Below are 25,072 nucleotides of genomic sequence, written 5' to 3'. Positions count from 1 at the left end.
CAAATTCGTTATGATTTACCCCCAGCAGTTTCTTCCATTTTCTTGCGAAGGCTTAATGGTCTCATATCAGTCCAAACTTCTTTGATGTAATCTAGACATTCTTGTTTCAAACCACTTTTGCCAGCATCCTTCCAGCCGAGTGCGTTTTCTTGGTCAGCAGGCCAAATGGAATACTGTTCTTCATGATTGAGTACAACTTTGTAAATTGTTGTATCCTCTTTGTCGTCTTGGTACATAATTTGTCTCCTGCTACTTAATTGGCTATGCTTTTTAAAATTCGATAATCCAGTACTTCACGACAATAAGTTAGTAGTTGGTGGCTCTAGCCGTAATTTAAGTACTAAACCCGCATTTCTCACAAGCGGTGCGATCGCTATTACCAAACCTTTATCAGGCTTAGATTTTGAGCGTTTTAGACACTGCACGAATCACAACAATATGTGAACGGCGTATTTTATCTCAAGTCTAAGTGGCATAAGCGTTTTGGGCTACTCGTTTAAACCTTTGTGAGAAATCCGGGTAAAGTGCTTACTACTAACTTGTTTAACCTGTCATAATCACACTTGGCATACTAGTGGTCTATCGCATTAATTTTGCGGAGCTACTAGATCCCCGACTTCTTGAAGAAGTCGGGGATCTTAACACCACTAACCTCTCAAAGGTTGCGATGCACAAAGCACCTGCAATCTGCGATCGCTCTTGAGTCAATCCATAACAAGGTTAAGCCAAAAGGTAGATTATAAGCTGCTTTCAGAGAATTGTATTCCCCATCTCAAATAAAGGGCTGGTAAGACCTTTGGAAAACTTTTTCATCTACTGAATTTACTTAACAATAAAGATTATCATTAATTTGGTAACAGTTCAAGCTACTCACTTCACATTTTTCCTCATCCTTCTATCTATGTCAGAACTATCCTCATACTACAAAATTTCATCTTCCGCTAAAATCAGGTCGTTGAAACCATTCGACTTTTCAGCCGTTGATATCTATCAAAAGTCATAGAAGATTTTGGTAATAGTCTAAGAATGACATATATTCAATTATTGATAATTATTCCTTATTAATTACAGTATTGCTAAACGCCACAATCACTAGTAATGTAAGAAAGTCTAAATGAAAATTACTAGCAATATAGAAGTTTAAATGACTTACTAATTTCACCTTGTCTTCCCTAGAGCAACATTGAGGTCTGTTCTTTGGGTTTCACCAATTCAATTAAATAATCCTCTAAAGGCAGCACTTTGAGCCAGAAAGAGGTATGTCAGTTTAAGGTTAGCTGTATTTAAGTGGATTTTTAAATTAAGATACCCACAAAAACTGCTCAAACCCTTGTTCAGCCAGGAGTGAGTGTGAGATTAATTAATTTTGCCACTATTGTTTGTGTGCATTTGATTACCTGAAGCATAATAATGACTCAATTTATCAATAAATTCCAAGAAATTCCCTCTCAGTGTGCGACTATGGTTGATATTCTGCGCGATCGCAGTTTCCAGATGCCGCACACACAAGCTTTTACTTTCCTTGAAGATGGAGAGACTCAGGAATTAACGCTGACTTACCAAGAATTGGATCGGCGCAGTCGGGCTGTAGCAGCTCAACTCCAAGCTCTTGGTTTGAGTGGGGAACGTGCCATATTGCTCTATCCTCCTGGACTGGATTACTTAAGCGCATTTTTTGGTTGTCTATATGCTGGGGTAGTGGCGATTCCAGCTTATCCGCCTTCCAATCAACGTAAAACGCCCAGAATACAGGCTATTAGCATAGATGCACAGGCAAGTATTGCTCTCACCACAACAGCAATGCTCCCCACATTACAATCAATACTCACACTCCTAACAAAACAGGGAAATTTTCACTGGCTGACAACTGACAACATTGCACAGGGTATAGAAGATTCTTGGCAACAACCTGCAATCAATGAGGATACCCTAGCCTTTTTGCAATACACATCAGGTTCTACAGGTACACCAAAGGGAGTCATGCTCAGTCATGGCAATCTGCTGCACAACGCCGCCGTAACCTACCAAATGATGGAACATTCGCCTAGTAGTAAGTTTGTATCCTGGCTACCTATTTACCATGATATGGGTTTGATTGGTGGGATTTTACAACCTTTGTATGGTGGTTTTCCTTGCGTCTTAATGTCCCCAGCATCATTTCTGCAAAGACCTTATCGGTGGTTGCAAGCAATTTCCCGCTACAAAGGTACAACCAGTGGTGGCCCCAACTTTGCCTATGAACAATGTGTTCAAAGGATTACTCAAGAACAAAAAGAAACTCTTGACTTAAGTAGTTGGAGTGTTGCATTTAACGGTGCTGAACCAGTCCGACAAGATACTCTTGAGCTATTTGCAACCACCTTTGCAGAGTGTGGCTTTCGCCCTGAAGCATTCTACCCCTGTTACGGCATGGCGGAAGCAACTTTGATAGTTTCTGGTGGGATCAAAACAGCCTTAGCTCAAGTAAAAACTGTAGAGAAATCTGCACTTTCACAGAACCAGATAGTCGAAGCAACTATCCAGAATCAAGATATCCAAAGCTTTGTCAGTTGTGGTCAAACTATTCCTCAACAGCAGATTGTGATTGTTAATCCTGAAACATTAACTCGCTGTTCATCAGATGAAGTTGGCGAAATCTGGGTATCTGGACTGAGTGTAGGTCAGGGTTACTGGAATCGAACAGAAGAAACAGAGCAAACATTCCACGCCTATCTGAAAGACACAAAAGAGAGGCCGTTTTTACGGACTGGTGACTTAGGCTTTTTAGACAATGGTGAGCTTTTCATTACAGGTAGAGCAAAAGATTTAATTATTATTCGCGGTCGCAATCTTTACCCGCAAGATATCGAATTAACCGCCCAACGCAGCCATTCATCCTTACGTTGCGGTGCTAATGCAGCATTTACAGTAGAGGTTAACAACGAAGAAAGGCTGGTAGTTGTACAAGAATTAGAGTTTCGCGCCAAGCCAAATTTAGCAGAAGTGGCTAGTGCAATTCGGCAATCAATTACTGAAGAACATGAAGTACAAGTTTATGGTGTAGTTTTAATTAAACCAGGTAGTATACCTAAAACTTCTAGCGGTAAGATTCAACGTCGTGCAACTCGCGCTCAGTTTGAAAATGGTGAACTGAATGTAGTTGAAAGTGACATTCTCAAGATTAGTGATATTGCCAGAAAAGAAACTCAATTACAACGTTCTGAACTTTTGGCGCTTTCCCCAAGAGAGTGTCAACCGATTTTAGAGTCATATCTGATTGAACTTTTGGCGAGAGTACTTTCTATCGCACCGGATGATATTAATCCACAAGAACCATTAAGCACGCTGGGACTTGATTCTTTAAAAGTATTCGATTTGAAAAACCGGATTGAGGTTGATTTAGAAGTAGAAGTATCCGTAGCAGACTTTTTTGAAGGGATGAGTACGCGATCGCTCGTCACGAAGATTCTAGCTCAACTAACAGCTGAGGCAATACCATCACTATCCCTTACCCAAGTCCAGAAAGCCGAAGTTTATCCCCTATCTTTTGCCCAACAACGACTATGGTTCCTTGATCGTTTAGAACCAGGCAACCCAGCTTACAATATTTCCTTAGCTATTAATCTCAAAGGTCAGCTTGAAGTTACTCCACTAGAACAAAGTCTGAATGAAGTTATTCAGCGACATGAAACGCTAAGAACCACTTTTTCTACAGTCAACGGACAATCGGTTCAAATTATTGCTTCTTCTCTAAAATTATCTTTATCAGTAATAGATTATCAAAATGCCGCAGTCCAGCAATTGTTGACTCAACAAAGCCAACAACCTTTTGATCTAATACAGGGGCCATTGTTACGTGCTAAACTTTTGCGCCTAGAACAGCAAGAGCATGTTCTTTTGCTTGAGATGCACCACATAATCTCTGATGGCTGGTCTGTTGAGGTATTTTTACAAGAGATAGCATTACTGTACAAAGCGTTCTTAACTAGAAGTTCTTCACCTCTACTGGAAGTCTCTATCCAATACAAAGACTTTGCACACTGGCAGCGACAATGGTTACAAGGGGAAATTCTACAAACGCAACTCTCTTACTGGAAGCAACAACTTGAGGGTATCCCAGCCGCATTACAACTACCTACTGATCGACCTCGACCGGTAGTGCAAACTTCACACGGCGCTCAACAATCTATCGAGTTGCCTGAAAAAGTCATTGAGCAATTAAAGGCGATCGCTCGTCAAGAGGGTGTAACTCTATTCATGTTGCTATTAGCAGCATTTCAGACTTTTCTTTATCGTTATACCGATCAAGATGATATTGCTGTAGGAACAGCGATCGCTAACCGTAACTGTGATGAAATCAAACAGTTAATTGGCTTTTTTGTCAATACATTGGTGCTACGTACAGATATGAGCGGCAACCCGACTTTTGACGAGTTGCTAACGCGGGTAAAAAAAGTAGCTTTAGGAGCTTATACACACCAAGATTTGCCCTTCGACCAAATTGTAGAAGCAGTGCAGCCAGAACGGCATACCAGTCAAACGCCGCTTTTCCAAGTTATGTTCAATGTCCAAGATTACTCGCATTTACCAGAAATGCCTGGTTTGGCATTGAGCTTATTAAAAATAGAAACCAAAACAGCGCAGTTTGATTTAAGCTTGTCTATTGAGATTACTAAAGAACGAGTGATGGCATCATTTGAGTATAATACTGACCTATTTGATGCTGTTACCATCACTAAGATGCTGAGACACTTTCAGAATTTGCTCTCAGGCATTGCTGTTAATCCTCAAGCTCGGCTATCCAACTTCCCACTTTTGAGCGCCGCAGATCATCATGAGTTACTAGAACTTAGTACAAATAAATCTCAAATTCCCAATTCTCAAGAATGCATTCATCAACAATTTGAAGCGCAGGTAGAACGGACACCAAATGCAGTTGCAGTGGTGTTTCAAAATCAGTATTTAACTTACAGAGAATTAAATCAGCGAGCCAATCAACTAGCGCACTACCTCAAAAACTTCGGAGTCAAACCAGAAGTTTTAGTGGGAATCTGCATAGAACGCTCTTTAGAGATGATTATCGGACTTTTGGGAATCCTCAAAGCTGGAGGAGCATATCTGCCTCTAGATCCAGCCTATCCAAAAGAACGCCTCACTTTGATGTTAAAGGATGCCCAAGTGTCAGTTTTACTAACTACATCAGTACAATTGGACACACTCTGTGAACATCAATCTCAAGCCATTTGCTTAGATACAGACTGGCAAAAAATTGCTGATAATAGCCAAGATAACCCGATTAATCAGACACAACCTGAAAACCTTGCTTATCTAATTTATACATCTGGTTCAACGGGAACACCCAAAGGAGTAATGATTCAGCATCGCTCTTTAAGTAATTATATTAATACTACATATATAGAGTTTGCACTGAAGTCGAGTGATCGCCTATTGCAGTTTACTTCAATTAGTTTTGATGTAGCTGCCGAAGAAATCTTTTCGTGTTTAGTGCAAGGTGCAACCCTAATACTGCGAACTGATCAAATGTTGAGTTCCATATCGGAGTTCCTGTATCAATGTAATAATTTGGAACTTACAATACTTGACTTACCTACTAGCTTTTGGCATCAGCTAACAGATGATCTGTCTATAGGAAATTTAGTACTACCCGCAACAGTACGATTAGTTCTGATTGGTGGCGAAAAAGCTGAACCCTCTCGGTTGAAAATATGGCGGCAACAGGCAAAGGAACAAGTGCGACTCATTAATTGCTACGGCCCTACAGAAACGACAATTTCTGCGACAATGTGCGATTTCTCGGCAGTAACAGATATTAAAACTGTAGGATGTGAGTTGCCAATTGGAAAACCAACTAATAACATTCAGTCATATGTACTCGATTCATCTCTGCAATTGGTACCAATAGGTGTTCCAGGAGAACTTTATATTGGAGGTGTGGGTGTAGCAAGAGGCTACCGCAACCGACCAGAATTAACAGCAGAAAAGTTTATCCCCAATCCTTATACTACAGAACCAGGAGCGCGTTTTTATAAGACAGGCGACCTAGTTCGTTATCTACCTGATGGCAACTTGGAATTTATCGGACGCATCGACCATCAAGTTAAAATTCGGGGTTTTCGCATTGAATTAGGTGAAATAGAAGTCTTACTCAATCAACACTTAGCCGTTCGAGAAACTGTAGTTGTCGTAAGTCAAGATTCTGTAAATTCTAAACGTTTAGTCGCTTATGTAGTTCCTCAAAAAGGACAAACACTGACAATTACTGAACTGCGCGGCTTCTTGGAGCCAAAGTTGCCAAGCTATATGATACCAGCAGCTTTTGTAATCTTGGAGGCACTACCGCTCACGCCGAATGGTAAAGTTGATCGTAAAGCACTACCTATTCCTAATACGGTACGTCTAGAACTTGAAGAAACCTTTGTTGCACCACAAACCACTATTGAAAAACAATTAGCTGTTATTTGGGCAGAGGTATTAGGTTTGGAAAAAATAGGTAGAAACGACAACTTTTTTAGATTAGGTGGCGATTCTATTCTTAGCCTTCAAGTAATATTTAAAGCCAACCAAATAGGGCTAAATTTGACTCCTAAGCAATTGTTTCAACATCAAACCATCGCTCGATTAGCGGTTGTAGCTGGAACAACAAAAAAAATTGAAGCCGAGCAGATGGCGGTGACTGGCGCTTTAGATTTAACACCCATTCAACACTGGTTTTTTGAGCAACATCAACCAGAACCACACCACTGGAATCAGTCGGTATTGTTAGAAAGCAAGCAAAAAATTGACCCTGTAATCTTAGAAAAAATCATAGAGTATCTACAAAATCATCATGATGTCCTACGTTTACGATTTATACAAGAGGAATTTAGTACTCAAGCACTGTTCGCGAGTCCTGATGATGGGATGCCACTGACATACTTCGATTTTTCAGCGCTGCCAAAAGATAAACAAGCAGCAGCAATCGAAGCAGCAGCCACTAAACTACAAGCTAGCTTAAATCTTTCACAAGGGCCATTATTCCAAGTTGCTCTTTTTAACTTGGGTGAAAATCAAGCCAACCGCTTGCTTTGGATTATTCATCATTTAGTTGTTGATGCTGTATCGTGGCGAATTTTAATTGAAGATTTTCAAACAGCTTACCAGCAAATTAGTCAGGGAAAAGCTATAAAGTTGCCACCCAAAACAACTTCTTATAAAGAATGGTCTAGCTGTTTACAAAAATATGCTCAATCTTCAGTACTGCTTTCAGAAATAGAATTCTGGCTGACAACACAGCATCAAACTATTTCGTCGATACCAATAGATTTTCCGGGTGGAAATAATATAGAAGAGACGAGTTCTATTGTATCAGTATCATTATCCACAGAAGAAACTCAAAGTTTGCTGCAACAAGTGCCAGCAGCTTACCGGACACAAATTAATGATGTATTGTTAACAGCACTTATCCAAACATTTCACCAGTGGACGGGAGAAACTTCTCTATTAATTGACTTAGAAGGACATGGGCGAGAAGAAATATTCGAGAATGTGGATTTATCGAGGACTGTAGGTTGGTTTACAAGTATTTTTCCCGTACACCTAAATCTGGAAAATACTAACGATCTAGGAAAAGCTTTAAAGTCGATTAAAGAGCAGATTCGAGTAATTCCAAATCAAGGCATTGGCTATGGATTACTGCGTTTTATTAATAAAAATAAGGAAATAAATGAACAACTTTCCTTGTCAAAAGCTGAAGTAATTTTTAACTATTTAGGACAGTTTGATCAAGTTTTACCAGAATCATCTTTATTTAGCTTAGTACAGGGTTTAAGTGGTTCAAGTCACGGGTTGCAAAATAAGCGAACTCACTTGTTAGAAATTAACGGTGGTATTTATCAGGGACATTTGCAAATGAGTTGGACTTACAGCAAGGAGTTGTATCGGCAAAGCACGATTGAAGGACTTGCTCAAAGGTTTATTGAGGCATTGCGATCGCTGATTGCTCATTGTCAGTCTTATGATGCAGGTGGTGTTACCCCTTCCGATTTCGCTGAGTTTAAGCAAAGCCAATGGGATCAAGCCGATCTCGACGCCATTACAGCAGCTATGGGAGATATGTAAGATGAGCGTGAAAAACAAAAACATTCAAGACTTTTATCCTCTCTCGCCGATGCAGCAGGGCATTCTCTTCCATAGTCTTGCAGCCCCTAAATCTGGCGTCTATTTTGAACAATTTAGTTTGACTCTCCAAGGAAAGCTCAACATTACAGAATTCCATCGCGCATGGGAGTACGTTGTAGAACGACATTCAATTCTACGAACCTGCTTTGTTTGGGAAGGTTTAAAAGAACCGGTACAAATTGTGCATCGACAGGTGACGCTACCGTGGCAGGAATATGATTGGCAGCATCTCTCCTCAGAAGAACAACAACAAAAGTTAGAACTTTTATGGCAAAGCGATCGCTCCAGAGGCTTTGAACTGACGCAGCCACCATTGATGTGCCTAACACTAGTTAAACTTTCAGACATCTCCTATAACTTTACCTGGAGTCATCATCATCTATTGCTAGATGGGTGGTCTGTTCCTTTGATTTTTAAGGAAGTCTTTGCTTGTTATAAAGCTTTCTGCAATGCTCAAGATACTCACCTAGAACCCATTCGCCCATATCGAGATTACATTGTCTGGCTACAGCAACAAAACCTATCCAAGGCTGAGGCTTTCTGGCGACAGACGCTTAAAGGTTTTACTACTCCAACACAGCTATCGGTAAATAAAGCAGCTATAAAATTACCAGCTCAAACAGATGCCTCTAACGAGCGAGAAGTTAAGCTTTCTGTAGTCACAACAGCAGGATTGCAATCTGTAGCAAAGCAACACCAGTTAACCCTAAACATCCTAGTACAGGGAGCTTGGGCTTTACTATTGAGCCGCTATAGTGGTCAGGAAGATGTAGTTTTTGGGGCAGTAACTTCTGGTCGTCCCCCTACTTTAGCTAAAGTTGAGTCTATGGTAGGGCTATTGATAAATACACTGCCGATTAGAGTACAAGTATCACCTGAAGAATTTCTTTTGCCTTGGCTTCAGAAAATCAAAGAGCAACTAGTTGAAGCACGCGAGTATGAGTATACTCCGTTAGTGAAAATTCAAGGATGGAGCGAAGTTCCCAAAGATTTATCTTTGTTCGAGAGTATTGTCGTTTTTGAGAACTATCCTATAGATGTTTCCTTACGGCAGAGCGATCTAAATTTTGAGATCAAGGATTTTCATAACTTTGAAAAGACTAACTATCCGATAACTCTAACTGTGATTCCAGGTGAAGAGTTGTTGCTCAAGATTACTTGTGATGATAGCGTAGGCGTAGCCCGCCGTAGGCATCGCTTCGACACTGATACTATCATCCGGATGCTAGGACATTTGCAGACTTTGTTAGAGGGTATGATAACAAAGACAGAGCAACGTCTTTGTGAGTTATCGCTGTTGACGGAAACTGAGCGACATCAGTTGCTTGTGGAGTGGAATGATACTCAGGTTGAATATCCTCAACAGCAATGCATCCATGAGTTATTTGAAGCGCAAGTAGAAAAAACACCCGATGCTGTGGCGGTGGTGTTTGAAGACCAAAAATTGACCTACGGGGAACTGAACGGCAAAGCGAATCAATTGGCACATCATTTGCGATCGCTAGGAGTAAAACCAGAGGTATTGGTGGGGATTTGTGTAGAGCGATCGCTCTCTATGATTATCGGACTGTTGGGCATCCTGAAAGCAGGTGGTGCATACATCCCACTAGACCCTAGTTATCCTCAAGAGCGATTAGCATTTGTATTAGAAAATGCCCAAGCATCAGTCTTGCTAACTCAAGCCTCGCTTGTAGAAGCAATGCCACAACACAAAGCTCAAGTCGTTTGTTTAGATACACATTGGCATTATATTGCCCAACAAAGCCAAGAAAATTTATTCTCTGAAGTAACTCCTGACAATCTAGCTTATGTGATTTACACCTCTGGTTCCACAGGCAGACCCAAAGGTGTAATGATTAAACACGCTAGCACAGTTGCAATGTTAGATTGGGCAAACAAAACCTTTGAGATGCAAGCGAAAAAAGGAGTTTTAGCATCAACTTCGATTTGCTTTGACCTTTCGGTGTTCGAGATATTTGTTCCCCTATGTTGTGGTGGTAAGGTTCTGTTAATTGAGAATGCACTATATTTACCAGCCTTGGCAACATCCGAGAATGTAACCTTAATTAATACTGTTCCAAGCGTGATTTCACAGTTACTAAGAACTGATGGCATTCCAACTTCAGTGCAAACTGTTAATATCGCGGGTGAACCGCTTCATAATCAACTCGTACAAGAACTTTATCGACAGGAGAATATACAACAAGTCTTTAACTTGTATGGCCCTTCTGAAGATACAACTTATTCAACCTTTGCCTGGATACAAAAAGGTACTAACAACACGCCACCTATTGGTCGTCCGATTCATAATACCCAGATTTATTTATTAGATAAAAATTACCAACCTGTTCCTGTAGGCGTACCTGGTATGTTGTATATTAGCGGTGCAGGTTTAGCTCGTGGTTATTTAAATCAACCTGAACTGACTGCGGATAAATTTATTCCCAATCCCTACGCGAAGCAGCCAGGGGAAAGGTTGTACAAAACAGGAGACTTAGCACGCTATTTAGTGGATGGAGAGATTGAGTACATTGGTCGCATTGACCATCAAGTAAAAGTCCGTGGTTTTCGCATTGAATTGGCAGAAATTGAAGCAGTCATCAATCAACACCCAGCAGTCCAAGAAACTGTAGTTGTTGTGGGTGAATCAGAAGATTCTAAGCGTTTAGTTGCTTATGTAGTTCTTCAAAAAGAACAAACACTGACAATTTCTCAATTACGTGGCTTTTTAGAGTCAAATTTGCCAAGCTACATGATACCAGGAGCTTTTGTCATGTTAGAGGCACTCCCAGTTACACCTAATGGTAAGGTTGACCGGAAAGCGCTACCTATTCCTCAATTAACACAGATATCATCATCGAATATTATTCTTCCTTCCACACCAATTGAGGATTTATTAGCGGGTATTTGGATAGAAGTACTTGGTATTGAAAAAATAGGTATTGATAATAATTTCTTTGAATTAGGTGGTCATTCATTAATCGCCACTCGCGTAATTTCCCGAATCCGGCAAGTGTTTAAAGTAGAGCTTCCTTTACGTTATTTATTTGAAAAACCAACAATAGCTGGGCTAGCAAAAGAAATTGAAAAAGCGATTAAGGTAGACTCAGCAGATGAGGTAACGAATATTGAGCAGATTGTGCGATCGCCAGAGTTACCGCTATCTTATGCTCAACAACGGTTATGGTTTTTGGCCCAATTAGAGCCAAATAGTTCCTTCTACAATATGCCTGCTGCTGTTCGCCTAGAGGGACAATTGAATGTAGAGGCACTACAACAAAGTTTTAACGAAATTATCAGCCGCCATGAAGTCCTGCGAACCAATTTTCAAACAATAGAAGGGGAAGCGATCGCTGTCATCCATGAGGTAATGTCATTAACATTACCAATATTCGATATTAGCGAGCTACCTTTAAATCAACAAGAAGCCGAAGTCAAAAAACAGGCTTTTCAAGAAGCACAGAAACCTTTTGATCTCAACGGCGACTTGCTACTGAGAGTGAAATTATTACGTCTTGGTCAAGAAGAACACATAATATTATTGACAATGCACCACATCGTCTCTGACGGTTGGTCAATAGATATACTTGTGAGGGAGTTAGCAACACTTTATCAAGCTTTCTGTAATGGACAACCCTCACCCTTACCTGAACTACCAATACAGTATGTAGACTTTGCGGCTTGGCAACGACAATGGTTGCAAAAAGAAGTACTCAAAACTCAGACATCTTACTGGCTCAAGCAGTTAAAGAACGCGCCAAAAGTCTTAGAGTTACCTACTGATTATCCCAGACCAGCAATTCAGACTTTCCGAGGCTCGACTTACTCATTCAACCTATCTGATAAACTCTCTTTTGCTTTAAACAAATTCAGCCAGCAACAGGGAAGCACCTTATTTATGACCCTGTTAGCAGCTTTTCAAACATTGCTATGGCGTTACACAGGTAGCGAAGATATTGTGGTTGGTTCGCCCATCGCTAACCGCAACCGAGCAGAGATAGAAGGGCTAATTGGATTTTTTGTCAATACTTTAGTACTGCGGACTAACTTCGCAGGAAATCCTAGCTTTGAAGAGTTACTCAAACGGGTGCGAGAAGTAGCTTTAGGAGCTTATGCACACCAGGATTTACCTTTTGAGTTGTTAGTTGAAGAACTGCAACCACAGCGAGACTTGAGTCATACACCACTATTTCAAGTGATGTTTGTACTTCAGAATACGCCGATGTCTGCTTTAGAGTTGCCTGGTTTAACTTTAAGCATTTTAGAAAGCAATAGTCATACTGCCAAGTTGGATTTGACCTTATATATAACTGAAACAGTTGATGGTTTATTAGGTAATTTAGAATACAATACTGATTTATTTAAGGAGAGTTTTATACAAGAAATGGTAGCGCATTTGCAAACGTTGCTTGAAGGAATTGTTGCTAATTCAAAGCAGCGTTTGTCGGAGCTACCACTGTTGACAGAATCTGAGCGACGCCAATTAATGTTTGAGTGGAATGATACGGAGGTTGAGTATCCTCAACACCTATGCATTCATCAGTTATTTGAAGCGCAAGTAGAAAAAACACCCGATGCTGTGGCGGTGGTATTTGAGGAAGAACAACTTACTTATCAAGAACTGAACAGCAGAGCAAATCAACTAGGGCATCATTTGCAAGCTTTATGGGTTAAACCAGAGGTATTGGTGGGGATTTGTGTAGAGCGATCGCTCTCTATGGTCATTGGATTATTAGCTATCCTCAAAGCAGGTGGAGCATATATACCACTAGACCCTAGTTATCCTCAAGAGCGATTGGCATTTATATTAGAAGACGCCCAAATTTCAGTGCTGCTAACTCAATCTTCCCTTGTGGAAACAATGCCGCAACATAAAGCTCAAGTTGTTTGTTTAGATGCACATTGGCACAACATTGCACAACAGAGCAAGAAAAATTTATTATCTGAGCTAACTACTGACAATCTAGCTTATGTCATCTATACCTCTGGTTCAACAGGTAAACCAAAAGGTGTACAAATTCCCCACAATGCTTTGAGCAACTTTTTGTACTCCATGAGGCAAACACCAGGGTTAACCCATGAAGATACCTTACTAGCGGTAACAACATATTCCTTTGATATTGCGGCGCTGGAACTTTTTCTGCCAATCATAGTTGGTGGTTGTTTAGTAATCGCTAGTCGGGAAGTTGCCTCAGATGGAACGCAGTTGTCAGCAAAACTGATAGACTCAAAAGCTACAGTTATGCAAGCCACACCAGCGACTTGGCAATTACTTCTAGCAGCAGGCTGGAGTGGCAATAAGCAATTAAAAATTCTCTGTGGTGGAGAAGCTTTACCTGGACAATTAGCTAATCAATTATTGTATCGGTGTGCCTCTTTGTGGAATATGTACGGCCCGACAGAAACCACGATTTGGTCAGCAGCATCTCAGGTAGAAAGTGATAGTACTATTGTACCGATTAGTGGTGCGATCGCTAATACGCAACTTTACATTCTAGACCAACACAGCCAGTTAGTTCCTGTAGGTGTAGCAGGAGAATTGCATATAGGTGGGGAGGGACTCGCACGAGGCTATTTTAACCGTCCTGATTTGACAGCAGAAAAATTTATCCCCAATCCTTTCAGTAAAAAAGCTGCGCGTCTTTATAAAACGGGGGATTTAGCTTGCTATTTACCAAATGGAGAAATCGAGTACATTGGTCGCATTGACCAGCAAGTAAAAATCCGTGGTTTTCGCATTGAACTAGGAGAAATTGAAGCAGTAATCAGCCAGCACCCTACAGTTCGAGAAACTATAGCTGTAGTACACAATGATTTGGGAGATTCTCAAATAATAGTCGCATATCTAGTTCCTCAAATTGAGCAAACACTGGCAATTTCTGAACTACGAAGCTTTTTGGAATCAAAGTTGCCAAGCTACATGATGCCAGGGGCTTTTGTAATATTAGAGGCACTACCGCTCACGCCTAATGGTAAGGTTGATCGCAAAGCATTATCCACACTTGATACAATACGTCCAGAATTTGAAGAAACCTTTGTTGCTCCTCAGACGCTTGTTGAAAAACAGTTAGCGATTATCTGGATGCAAGTACTTGGTTTAGAAAAAATCGGCATAAACGACAACTTTTTTGAATTGGGTGGACACTCACTCTTAGCAACCCAAATTACATCCCGCATTAATAAAATATTTGATGTAGACTTACCACTCCGCCAATTTTTTGAATTACCATCGATTGCAAAAATAGCCAAAATTATCGAGTCTAAAAAGCTATCAGCTAATTCTAATATATTACTTGAACGGGTTTCACGAGAGACAGAATTACCCTTATCTTTTGCACAAAACAGATTATGGTTTCTGCATCAATTAAATCCAAATTCACGTATTTATAATGGTTCTAGCGCAGTACTACTACAAGGTTCACTTAACTTAACAGCTTTAGAGCTAACTATTAATGAAATAGTGCAAAGGCATGAAATATTACGAACTTCTTTCCAGATTTCAAATGGTCAACCAGTCCAAATTATTACTCCTATTTTAGATATACCCTTGCAAATAGTAGACTTGCAAAATCTACCTGACACTGAACAAAAAATAGAAGTAGAAAGATTAAGATTAGCAGATTACCAAAAACCATTTGATTTAACTCAACCTCCTTTATTACGCTTAACTCTTTTACGATTAAAAACTAAAGAGTATATATTGTTGGTGACGATGCACCATATTATTTCCGATGCGTGGTCAGAAGGAGTTTTTATCCGAGAATTGTCAGCGCTTTACGAAGCGTTTTCTAGTGGTAAACCTTCACCACTTACAGAGATGAATATCCAGTATGCAGACTTTGCTACTTGGCAAAGAAGCTGGTTACAGGGTGAAGTACTTGATACCTTACTTACATACTGGGAAAAGCAATTAGGAGACAACTTACCAGTTTTGCAATTACCTAAAATTCGTCAAACTTCAGAACTTAAAAGCTCTCAGGAGAAGCGGCAAACTTTGAGAGTTTCTAAGACATTATCACAAGCAATTAAGAAGCTAAGTAATAGTCTTGGAATGACATTATTTATGACGCTACTTGGAGCATTTAATGTTTTAATGTATTGGTATACAGGCGACAAAGATATTGTTGTTGGTACCGATATTGCCAATCGTAATAGAATTGAAACAGAAAATTTAATTGGTTTTTTTGTTAATCAATTAGTATTACGTAGTAACCTATTTGGTAATCCCAGTTTTCGCGAATATTTACAACAAGTACGTAAAGTTTGTCTAGAAGCTTATGCTCACCAAGATTTACCATTTGAGAAGCTAGTTAGCGCTCTTAATCCCAAAAGAGATTTAAACCAAACTCCTCTATTTCAAGTCAAGTTTCTCCTTCAAAATGCTCCCATACATCCTTTAGAGCTTTCAGATTTAACATTGACTCGTTTAGATGATTTAGAAAATGCGATCGCTAGATTCGATCTACTGCTGGAACTAACAGATACAGAGCAAGGAATAGTTGGGTCATTAAAATATAACAAAGACTTATTTGATGCAAATAGCATAGCTAGATTACTAAATAGCTTTGAAACAATTTTGTCTCAAATTGTTGTAGATCCTGCCATCAAATTAAGTGAGATAGAAGAAATTATCAACAAATCAGACAAAGAACATCAGTTAAATCAAGAAGAAAAGCGAAAAGAGAAATATCAACAAAAGTTAAGTGTGATTAAGCGAAAAGCAATTGACATTGTTGTAACTGAAAGTTGAGGAATAAAATGAAACAAGTAAAAATAGGCGACTCTAACTTACAGCATAAATTCCCCAAAGGTGGAAGAAAATCTATCAGTTTAGAAACCGAACTAATTAAACTAGATAATTTTGAAAATCAGCAACTACCGTTAATTATAAAACCATCAATATCAGATGTTGATATCGCAGATTGGGCGGAGGCAAATAAAGAATTTATAGATGCCAATTTAATTAAATATGGTGCTATACTTTTTAAAGGATTTAATATTACTACAACAACCGCATTTGAAAGGTTTGGTTTAGCGGTTTGCTCAGAACTATTCAATGAAAATGGTGAACATACCCGTGAAACAGTAACTGGTAAAGTTTATACTCCAGTTTTTTATCCTGCGGATAGCAAGTTATTGTGGCATAACGAGAATTCTTTTAATCATCAGTGGCCTGCAAAAATTTTGTTTGGCTGCCGTCAACCTGCACAGCAAGGAGGAGAAACGCCAATAGTTGATAGTCGTAAAGTGTTTCAACTCATAGAACCTAAAATTAGGGAACAATTTGTTGAAAAGCAAGTTATGTATGTTCGTAATTACGGAAACGGATTAGGGCTTGACTGGCAAACGGTTTTTCAAACTCAAAGTAGAGCAGATGTAGAGAAGTTTTGTCAAAACAATTTAATTGACTTTGAATGGAAAAAAGGTGGTGGATTGAAAACTATTTCTATTCGCCCAGCTGTAATCAAGCATCCTCAAACAGGTGAATTTTCTTGGTTTAATCAAGCACAACATTGGCATTTAGCTTGTTTAAATGCACAAACCCGTGAGTCGCTACTGTCATCTTTTAAAAAAGAAGATTTGCCACGAAATTGCTTTTACGGTGATGGCACTCCCATTGAAGACTCTACAATGCTTGATATCTGTGGAGTATATCAAAGGCTAGAAATATGTTTTTCTTGGCAACAAGGAGACATATTATTACTGGACAACATCTTAACTGCTCATGGGCGCAATCCTTATGTGGGAGAACGTAAGCTTTTTGTTGCGATGAGCGAACTGATAAGTTTTAGTCAAACTTGAGATAGTTAATTTTTAGCTGATGATTATCTATTAGAATTTGTGAAAATTTTTGACTAACTTTTAAATTGTAATTGAGACATAAAATGCAACAGATAATTCAAGGTTTTCCACTATCTCCTCAACAAAAGCACCTTTGGTTACTACAGCAAGATAGTAATTTATATCGGAGTCAATGTGCTATCCTTATTGAAGGAGATATAGAAATAAAAATCCTGAAAGAAGCGTTAGAAAAAGTTATTGCTAGAAATGAGATTCTTCGCACAAGTTTTCATCGCCCACGTGGTTTAAAAATACCTATTCAGGTTATAAATACTAACAAAGACATATTTATAGCCGAGCATACTTTAGAAAATCAATCTTCTCAAACGGAAGAAATAAAAGCACTTTTTAATAAAATAAAGGAAGAGTCTGTAAAATTAGCGTCAAGTCAATTATTAAAAGTAGAATTGGTAATTTGCTCATCCAAAAAATACTTTTTATTTATAAACTTACCATCTCTGTGTGCTGACTATAAAACATTAAAAAATATAGTTAATGAAATTAGTCAATATTACACTGTCTGTTTGCAGAATGCAGAAATAACTGAAGAACCACTACAATATGCTGATGTGGCTACATGGCAAAATGAATTACTTGAAGCAGAGGAGACTGCAACAAGGATAAAATATTGGCAGCAAGTAGATTTTTCGCCTCTGGATACCTTAGAGCTTCCTTTTGAGAATCGGCTTTCTGAAGAATCAGAATTTGAACCTCAAGTTATTACGTTAGCAATTCACAGCGACTTACTCATTAAAATTGAAGAAATTGTCCAAAAATCTCAAATTTCAATAGATATATTTTTCCTTACTTGCTGGCAAATTTTACTTTGGCGTATTACTGGGCAATCAAACTTAATTACAGGTCTAGGTTGTGATGGTCGCAATTATAAAGAATTAAAAGCAGCACTAGGTTTATTTGCCAAATATTTACCCCTCGCTTGTCATCTGCAAGAAAATGATACATTCAGTAATACTTTGATACAGGTTAATAACTTAGCAGAAGAAATACTTGAATGGCAGGATGGTTTTAGCTGGGATGCATTTCCTAAAATAAATGGAAATGGTATAGAACATTCGTATTTACCATTTTGTTTTGATTTTGAAGAAGCGGTAACTAATTACTATGCCCCTCAAGTATCATTTTCATTTCATCAGCATTACGTATGCTTTGACCGATTTAAGGTAAGGCTTTCTTGTGTTCGTACACAAAATAATTTAGTCAAAGCAGAATTTCACTATGATGAAAAACTTTTCCATAAAGAAGATATTCAACGTTTGGCAAATCAGTGGCAAACTTTGTTAATCAGTGTTATAAACAATCCCTCTACAGCGATATCACGATTAGATATCTTCAGCGAACAAGAGCGGGAAGAACTCTTAGTTGCATTCAATAATACTAAAACAGCAGAACTACAATACAAGTGCATCCACCATTGGTTTGAACAGCAGTGCGATCGCACGCCAGAAAACATTGCTATTATTTATCAAAATCAGCAGTTTACCTACCAAGAATTAAACACTCGTGCTAATCAGCTAGCTCATTACTTACAAAAATTAGGCGTTAAGCCAGATGTAATGGTGGGGCTTTGTGTTGAGCGATCGCCTTTAATGTTGATTGCACTTTTAGGCATCTTAAAAGCAGGTGGTGCTTATGTACCGATTGACCCTAGCTATCCCTTAGAAAGAAAAGCTTTTATCTTAAACGATTCTAAAATGCCAGTGCTGCTGACTCAACAGCATTTAATGGTAGATTTAGCTACGAATGGAATTAAAGTAATTTGTATAGATAGTGATTGGGATATAAACCAACAAAAAAATGAAAATCCAATTGCTACAATAAACGAATTAAATTTAGCATATATTATTTACACCTCCGGTTCCACTGGTAAACCTAAAGGAACTCTAATCCCCCATCAAGGATTAGTTAACTACCTAAGTTGGGCTACTCAAAGATATGCAGTAGAGCAAGGAGTAGGAACTTTAGTCCACTCATCTCTAGGTTTTGACTTAACAATCACCAGTCTTTTCTCACCTTTATTAGTCGGTGGCGCAGTAGAATTACTATCAGAAAAACAAGGGATTGAAAGCCTTTCTCAAGCTTTAAAGAAAAGTTCAAATTTAAGTTTGGTGAAAATTACCCCTGCTCACTTAGATTTGCTGAAGCAACAGTTATCTAAAGAAGAGATAGCAAATAAAACGAGAGCTTTTATTATTGGTGGCGAAAACTTATTAGCCCAAAGCATTACCTTCTGGCAAGATGTAGCTCCAGATACAATATTAATAAACGAATATGGCCCCACAGAGACAGTAGTAGGCTGCTGTGTTTATCAGGTTCCAGTCGGGAAACATTCTACAGGTTCCATACCCATTGGAAAGGCGATCGCTAATACCCAGTTGTACATTTTAGACCAATATTTGCAACCAGTGCCAATGGGAGTACCAGGTGAATTGCATATTGGTGGACTTGGATTAGCCAGAGGTTATCTAAATCAACCTGAATTAACAGCCCTGAAGTTTATCCCTAATCCCTTTAGTAAACAAAAAGGCGATCGCCTTTACAAAACAGGTGATTTAGTACGGTTTTTACCAAGTGGAGATATTGAGTATATCGGTCGCATCGATAACCAAGTTAAAATACGTGGTTTCCGTGTTGAACTAGGAGAAATTGAAACGGTTATCAATCAACATCCATCAATATCGACAAGTGTAGTTATCCTTCAGAAGGATAAATCTGGAAATCAAATTTTAATAGCTTATATAACTCTCCAGCCAGATAAAACATTAACAACTCCTGAACTGCGACGCTTCTTGCAGAATAAATTGCTTGACCATGCGCTACCCACTGCCTTTATGATATTAGAGGCATTACCATTAACATCTAATGGCAAAGTAGACCGTCAAGCATTGCCAATGCCCGATGTTCTACGCCCAGAATTAGAAGTTACTTATGTGATACCGCAAACTGAGGTAGAAAAGACAATAGCCTCTGTTTGGCAAAAAGCTTTGAATCTTGAAAAAATAGGCATTCACGATAATTTTTTTGAAATTGGCGGTCATTCATTACTTTTAGTTACGGTTCACAGCCAATTGCAGGAAATTTTAAAAGTAGAACTATCAACCCTGGATTTATTTAGATATCCCACGATTAATTCTTTAGCCAACTATTTAAATTCATCTCCTAATCCCACAGAATTTTTACAGGAAAATGATACTCAAGCAGAAAAAATCTCATCTGGGAAGGCGCAACAAAGAAAACGTCTCCAAAAAATTAAATCAGTTGAAAATAATTAAGGAATTAATAAATAATGAATATTCCAACTGGTGCATATACTACTAACGGTTCAGAAATAGCAATTATTGGATTATCAGGAAGATTCCCTGGAGCTAAAAATGTTGATGAATTTTGGCATAATCTCCAAAATGGTATAGAGTCAATTTCTGTTTTTAGTGATGAAGAACTATTGGAAGCAGGAGTAGATGCAGCACTTCTTAGTAATCCCAACTATGTTAAGAGAAATGCTGTCATAGAAGATGCAGAACTTTTTGATGCTGAATTTTTTGGTTTTAATCCCAGAGATGCAGAAATGACTGACCCCCAACACCGGATTTTTTTAGAGTGTGCTTGGGAAGCGCTGGAAACAGCCGGGTATAATTCCGAAACCTACAATGGTTCTATAGGTGTTTTTGCTGGTTCTAATTTAAGCGGTTATTTACTAAATATTTATTTTAATCAAAATATTAGAAACTTAGTAGATGAACAACAAATAGCGATCGCTGCCGATAAAGATTACCTTGCTACACGTACTTCTTACAAACTTAATTTAACAGGCCCTAGCTATACAGTTCAAACAGCTTGCTCAACCTCATTAGTAGCTGTACATTTAGCCTGCCAAAGTTTGCTCAACGGAGAATGTGATATAGCTTTGGTTGGTGGTGTTTCCATCAGTGCATCAAGAAAAGCTGGCTATATTTATCAAGAGGGAGGTATTAGTTCTCCTGATGGACACTGCCGCGCTTTTGATGTTAAAGCACAGGGAACAGTAGCTGGAGAAGGCGCAGGAATCGTTGTTTTGAAAAGATTAGAAGATACTTTAAATGATGGAGATTTTATCCATGCTGTAATTAAAGGTTCGGCGATAAATAACGATGGCTCAAACAAAGTTAGCTACACAGCACCCCACATAGAAGGTCAAGCTAAAGTTATCAAAACGGCTCAACTGGTTGCAGAGGTAGAAGCAGAAACAATAACTTATATTGAAGCTCACGGGACGGGAACATCTTTAGGAGATCCAATTGAAATTGCAGCCCTAACGCAAGCATTCCAAAACAGTACAAAAAAGAAAAACTTTTGTGCAATTGGTTCATTAAAAACAAATATTGGGCATTTAGATGCAGCTGCTGGTGTTGCAGGTTTAATTAAAACAGTATTAGCTCTCAAACACAAACAAATTCCTCCTATCCTGCACTTTGAAGAACCAAATCCTCAAATTGATTTCGCCAATAGCCCCTTTTATGTCAATAACAAATTATCAGAGTGGAAAACTAACGGTATACCACGTCGAGCAGGTGTAAGTTCTTTTGGCATTGGTGGGACTAATGCCCATGTAATTTTAGAAGAAGCTCCAGTTTTTACACCCGAAGAGAGTGTTTCTCGCTCCTGGCAGTTGTTAATTCTCTCTGCAAAAACTCAAACAGCTTTAGAATCTGCTACAACTAACCTTACCAACTATTTAGCACACCATCCTGATAGCAATCTTGCTGATGTAGCTTATACTTTGCAAGTTGGTCGCCGAAGTTTTAATCATCGTCGAGTATTCCTATGTCAGGATATTTCAGATGCTATAAAAATACTAACCGCGCCAAAGCAAGAAAGAGTTTTAAGCAATTTTTCAGAAACTCGTAACCATTCAATTGTGTTTATGTTTCCCGGACAAGGAGCGCAGTATGTAAACATGGGGCGAGATTTATATGAAACAGAACCAGCTTTTCAGCAACAAATTGATGATTGCTGTGAATTGCTGAAATCACATTTAAAGTTAGACCTCAAAGATATACTTTATCCCTCCACGGTAGAAACTACAGAAGAACAACTTAAACAAACTTCCTTAACGCAAATTGCGCTATTTGTAATTGAATATGCCCTTGCTAAACTTTGGATGGCGTGGGGTGTCCATCCGCAAGCGATGATTGGTCATAGCATCGGTGAGTATGTAGCCGCTTGTATTTCAGGTGTCTTTTCTTTAGAAGAAGCCTTGACTTTAGTCGTAACTCGCGGACGACTGATGCAACAAGTCGAACCAGGGTCGATGCTTTCCGTTTCTCTCTCTGCTGAAGAAATACAACCTATGTTGGGTTCAGAACTTTCTTTAGCAGCTAGCAATGCACCATCCCTTTGTGTGGTTTCTGGTGGTATTGGTGCGATCGCACTATTACAAAATCGTTTGACGGAGCAGGGTGTTGACTGTCGCCGCCTGCATACATCTCATGCTTTTCATTCCGAGATGATGGAGCCGATTTTAGAGCCATTTGTACGGCATCTTAGGGAAGTCAACCTGAAACCACCTCAAATTCCTTTTGTTTCTAGCGTTACTGGAACTTGGATTAGGGCAGATCAGGCGATCAATCCTGACTACTGGGCTAGACACCTACAACAACCCGTATTGTTTAACGAGGGAATCGCTGAATTGCTGCAACAACCACGAACCCTATTGGAAGTTGGGCCAGGACAAACATTAACTACCCTAGCCAAACGACAGTTGGTTTCACAGGCTGTAATGCTAACTTCGTTACGACATCCCCAAGAGCAAATTTCTGATGTAGCATTTTTGCTTAATACTCTCTCTCGGCTTTGGCTATCAGGATTGCAAATAAACTGGACAGGCTTTTATGCAAAAGAGCAACGCAGACATATTCCTTTGCCTACCTATCCTTTTGAACGTCAGCGTTACTGGATTGAAGCTGACCCCGAAACTACGTTATCAAAGGCGTGGCAACCATCAATAGGGAAAAAGCCAGATATTGCCGATTGGTTTTATATCCCAATATGGAAACAATCTACACCACTTGAGTTTTTCCAAGGGAAAGAATTAGTAACCGAGCAAAACACCTGCTGGTTAGTTTTTATAGATGAATATGGAATTGGAGGGGAAGTTGCTAAACGGCTCAAACAGCAAAATTATGTTGTTACAGTTAGGGTTGCAGATAAGTTTACTAAGCTGAACGAATGCACATATAGCATTAACCCACGCCAAAGTGATGACTATAATACCTTACTTCAAGAACTCCGAAAAGATACTTTAATTCCAAATGGAGTAGCTCACTTTTGGAGCATTACGCCAAATAATACTTTATCTAACAATAAGTTCAAAAAACAAACTTTTGAAGATTACCATAATCTCGGTTTTTGGAGTTTATTGTATTTTACACAGGCATTAGGAAAAGAAAATATCAGTGATTCTCTTAAGTTAAGGGTTGTAACGAACAATTTATATAATGTCATTGGTGATGAAAAGCTATGCCCAGAGAAGGCAACTATATTGGGGCCGTGTAAGATAATTCCCAAAGAATACCCAAACATTAGTTCTTGTATTATCGATGTAGTAATTACTGCTGATAACATTCCGCTAACACAAAAGTTTATTGACTATTTGATTACGGAATTGACAACACAGCAAACCGATAATCTAGTTGCTTATCGAGGATCTCATCGCTGGATTCAAACCTTTGAAGCTGTCCATCTGCATGAAAGCACTCTAGGTAAAACTAAGTTAAAGGAAAGAGGAGTTTACTTAATTACTGGTGGACTTGGCGGTATAGGTTTGGTGTTAGCGGAATATTTAGCAAAGACAGTACAAGCTAAGTTAGTTTTAATTGGAAGAAAAGGATTACCGGAGCGATCGCAGTGGAAGCAATGGCTAGAAACTCATGATAGTGAAGATAGTGTTAGCCGCAAGATCCAAAAAATGCTCGTGTTGGAAGAGTTGGGGTCAGAGGTCGAGGTTAAAAGTGCCGATGTAGCCAACTACGAACAAATGCAGGTAGCCGTTGCTGAAGCTTTAGAGAAATTTGGTCAAATCAATGGTGTCATCCATGCAGCAGGTATTGCTGGTGGTGGCATAATTCAACTAAAAACACAGGATTTAGCAAACAGTGTATTAGCGCCAAAAGTTAAGGGCACATTAGTATTAGAGGAGATTCTAAACTTACAAAATATTAAATTAGATTTTTTAGTGCTTTGTTCATCGCAAAGTTCTATATTAAATGAATTTGGGCAGGTTGATTATTGTGCAGCAAATGCGTTTCTAGATGTTTATGCACATTATCGTACTTCTAAATCTGACCAATTTACGGTGGCAATCAATTGGGGTACTTGGCAAGAAGTAGGCATGGCAGTAGAGACAGCACTACCAGAGCAATTAAAACTCCAACGGGAAGAGAATCTCAAAAAAGGAATATTATCTCAAGAAGGTGCCGAAGCTTTTAATCGCATTTTGCTAAGTAGCTTGTCTCATGTTGTTGTCTCCCCGCAAGATTTTAAAGCAGTAATTGAACAGGATAATTCATTTAAGTATCTGGAAGAGGGATTAGCATTGTTAGAAGATAAATCAGCTTCAACAAGCCTCTCTCAACTAAGGCATCCCCGTCCTAATCTACGTAATGATTATGTTGCTCCCCGAAATGAAGTTGAAGCAACTATTGCTGAAGTCTGGCAAAATCTGCTGGGGATTAAACAGATAGGTATTTATGATAATTTTTTTGAATTAGGAGGAGATTCATTATTAGCTACTCAAGTTTTCTCTCGATTGCGTCAAGAGTTTCAAGTACAACTCTCTCTGCATGGTTTTTTTGAAGCACCCACTGTCATGGAACAAGCCTTAATAGTTGATGAAAAGAAGCGGAATTTAGAAGAAAAGTTTAACTTCAAAATGATAGAAAGAATTGAGCGGAGTAATGAACAACAGACATTAGCAAATATAAATAAACTTTCAGATCGAGAAGTTGAGCTATTACTTAATAATATGTTGCAATCTGAAGGGGCTGTTCAATGAGCAATACTCATGATATTAATGAAGTTT

General features: G+C 38.9%; 6 protein-coding genes. 5 read left to right on the top strand and 1 reads right to left on the bottom strand.

What is annotated here, in order from left to right:
- Positions 1-8 precede the first annotated feature (8 nt).
- On the bottom strand, positions 9-236 hold the full coding sequence (locus CDC33_RS09925; RefSeq protein WP_109008342.1) for an MbtH family protein: 228 nt from the start codon (positions 234-236) through the stop codon (positions 9-11).
- Positions 237-1,410: 1,174 nt separating this feature from the next.
- On the opposite strand from CDC33_RS09925, the gene CDC33_RS09920 reads away from it, so the two are divergent.
- The 5 genes from CDC33_RS09920 (at position 1,411) to CDC33_RS09900 (ending at position 25,045) form a co-directional block, all read left to right on the top strand.
- On the top strand, positions 1,411-8,097 hold the full coding sequence (locus tag CDC33_RS09920; protein WP_109008341.1) for a non-ribosomal peptide synthetase: 6,687 nt from the start codon (positions 1,411-1,413) through the stop codon (positions 8,095-8,097).
- A 1-nt stretch (position 8,098) separates the two neighbouring features.
- Entirely contained in the window at positions 8,099-15,907 is a 7,809-nt protein-coding gene (locus CDC33_RS09915) for a non-ribosomal peptide synthetase (RefSeq protein ID WP_244919190.1), read from the top strand.
- A gap of 8 nt (positions 15,908-15,915) precedes the next feature.
- Positions 15,916-16,959 carry a TauD/TfdA family dioxygenase gene (locus tag CDC33_RS09910; RefSeq protein WP_109008339.1) on the top strand — a complete coding sequence of 348 codons (1,044 nt, stop codon included), beginning with the start codon at positions 15,916-15,918 and terminating at the stop codon, positions 16,957-16,959.
- A gap of 83 nt (positions 16,960-17,042) precedes the next feature.
- Positions 17,043-20,288: a non-ribosomal peptide synthetase gene (locus CDC33_RS09905; protein ID WP_109008338.1), complete on the top strand. Its 3,246-nt coding sequence runs from the start codon at positions 17,043-17,045 to the stop codon at positions 20,286-20,288.
- Positions 20,289-20,302: 14 nt separating this feature from the next.
- The gene (locus CDC33_RS09900) at positions 20,303-25,045 is read left to right on the top strand and encodes a type I polyketide synthase (RefSeq protein WP_109008337.1); all 4,743 of its coding nucleotides are present in this window, start codon (positions 20,303-20,305) and stop codon (positions 25,043-25,045) included.
- Positions 25,046-25,072: the final 27 nt, after the last annotated feature.

This window comes from Nostoc commune NIES-4072, from assembly GCF_003113895.1.
Lineage (GTDB): Bacteria > Cyanobacteriota > Cyanobacteriia > Cyanobacteriales > Nostocaceae > Nostoc > Nostoc commune.
The sequence above is the reverse complement of the archived record's forward strand: the minus strand, read 5'-3'. Positions and strand labels throughout refer to the sequence as shown.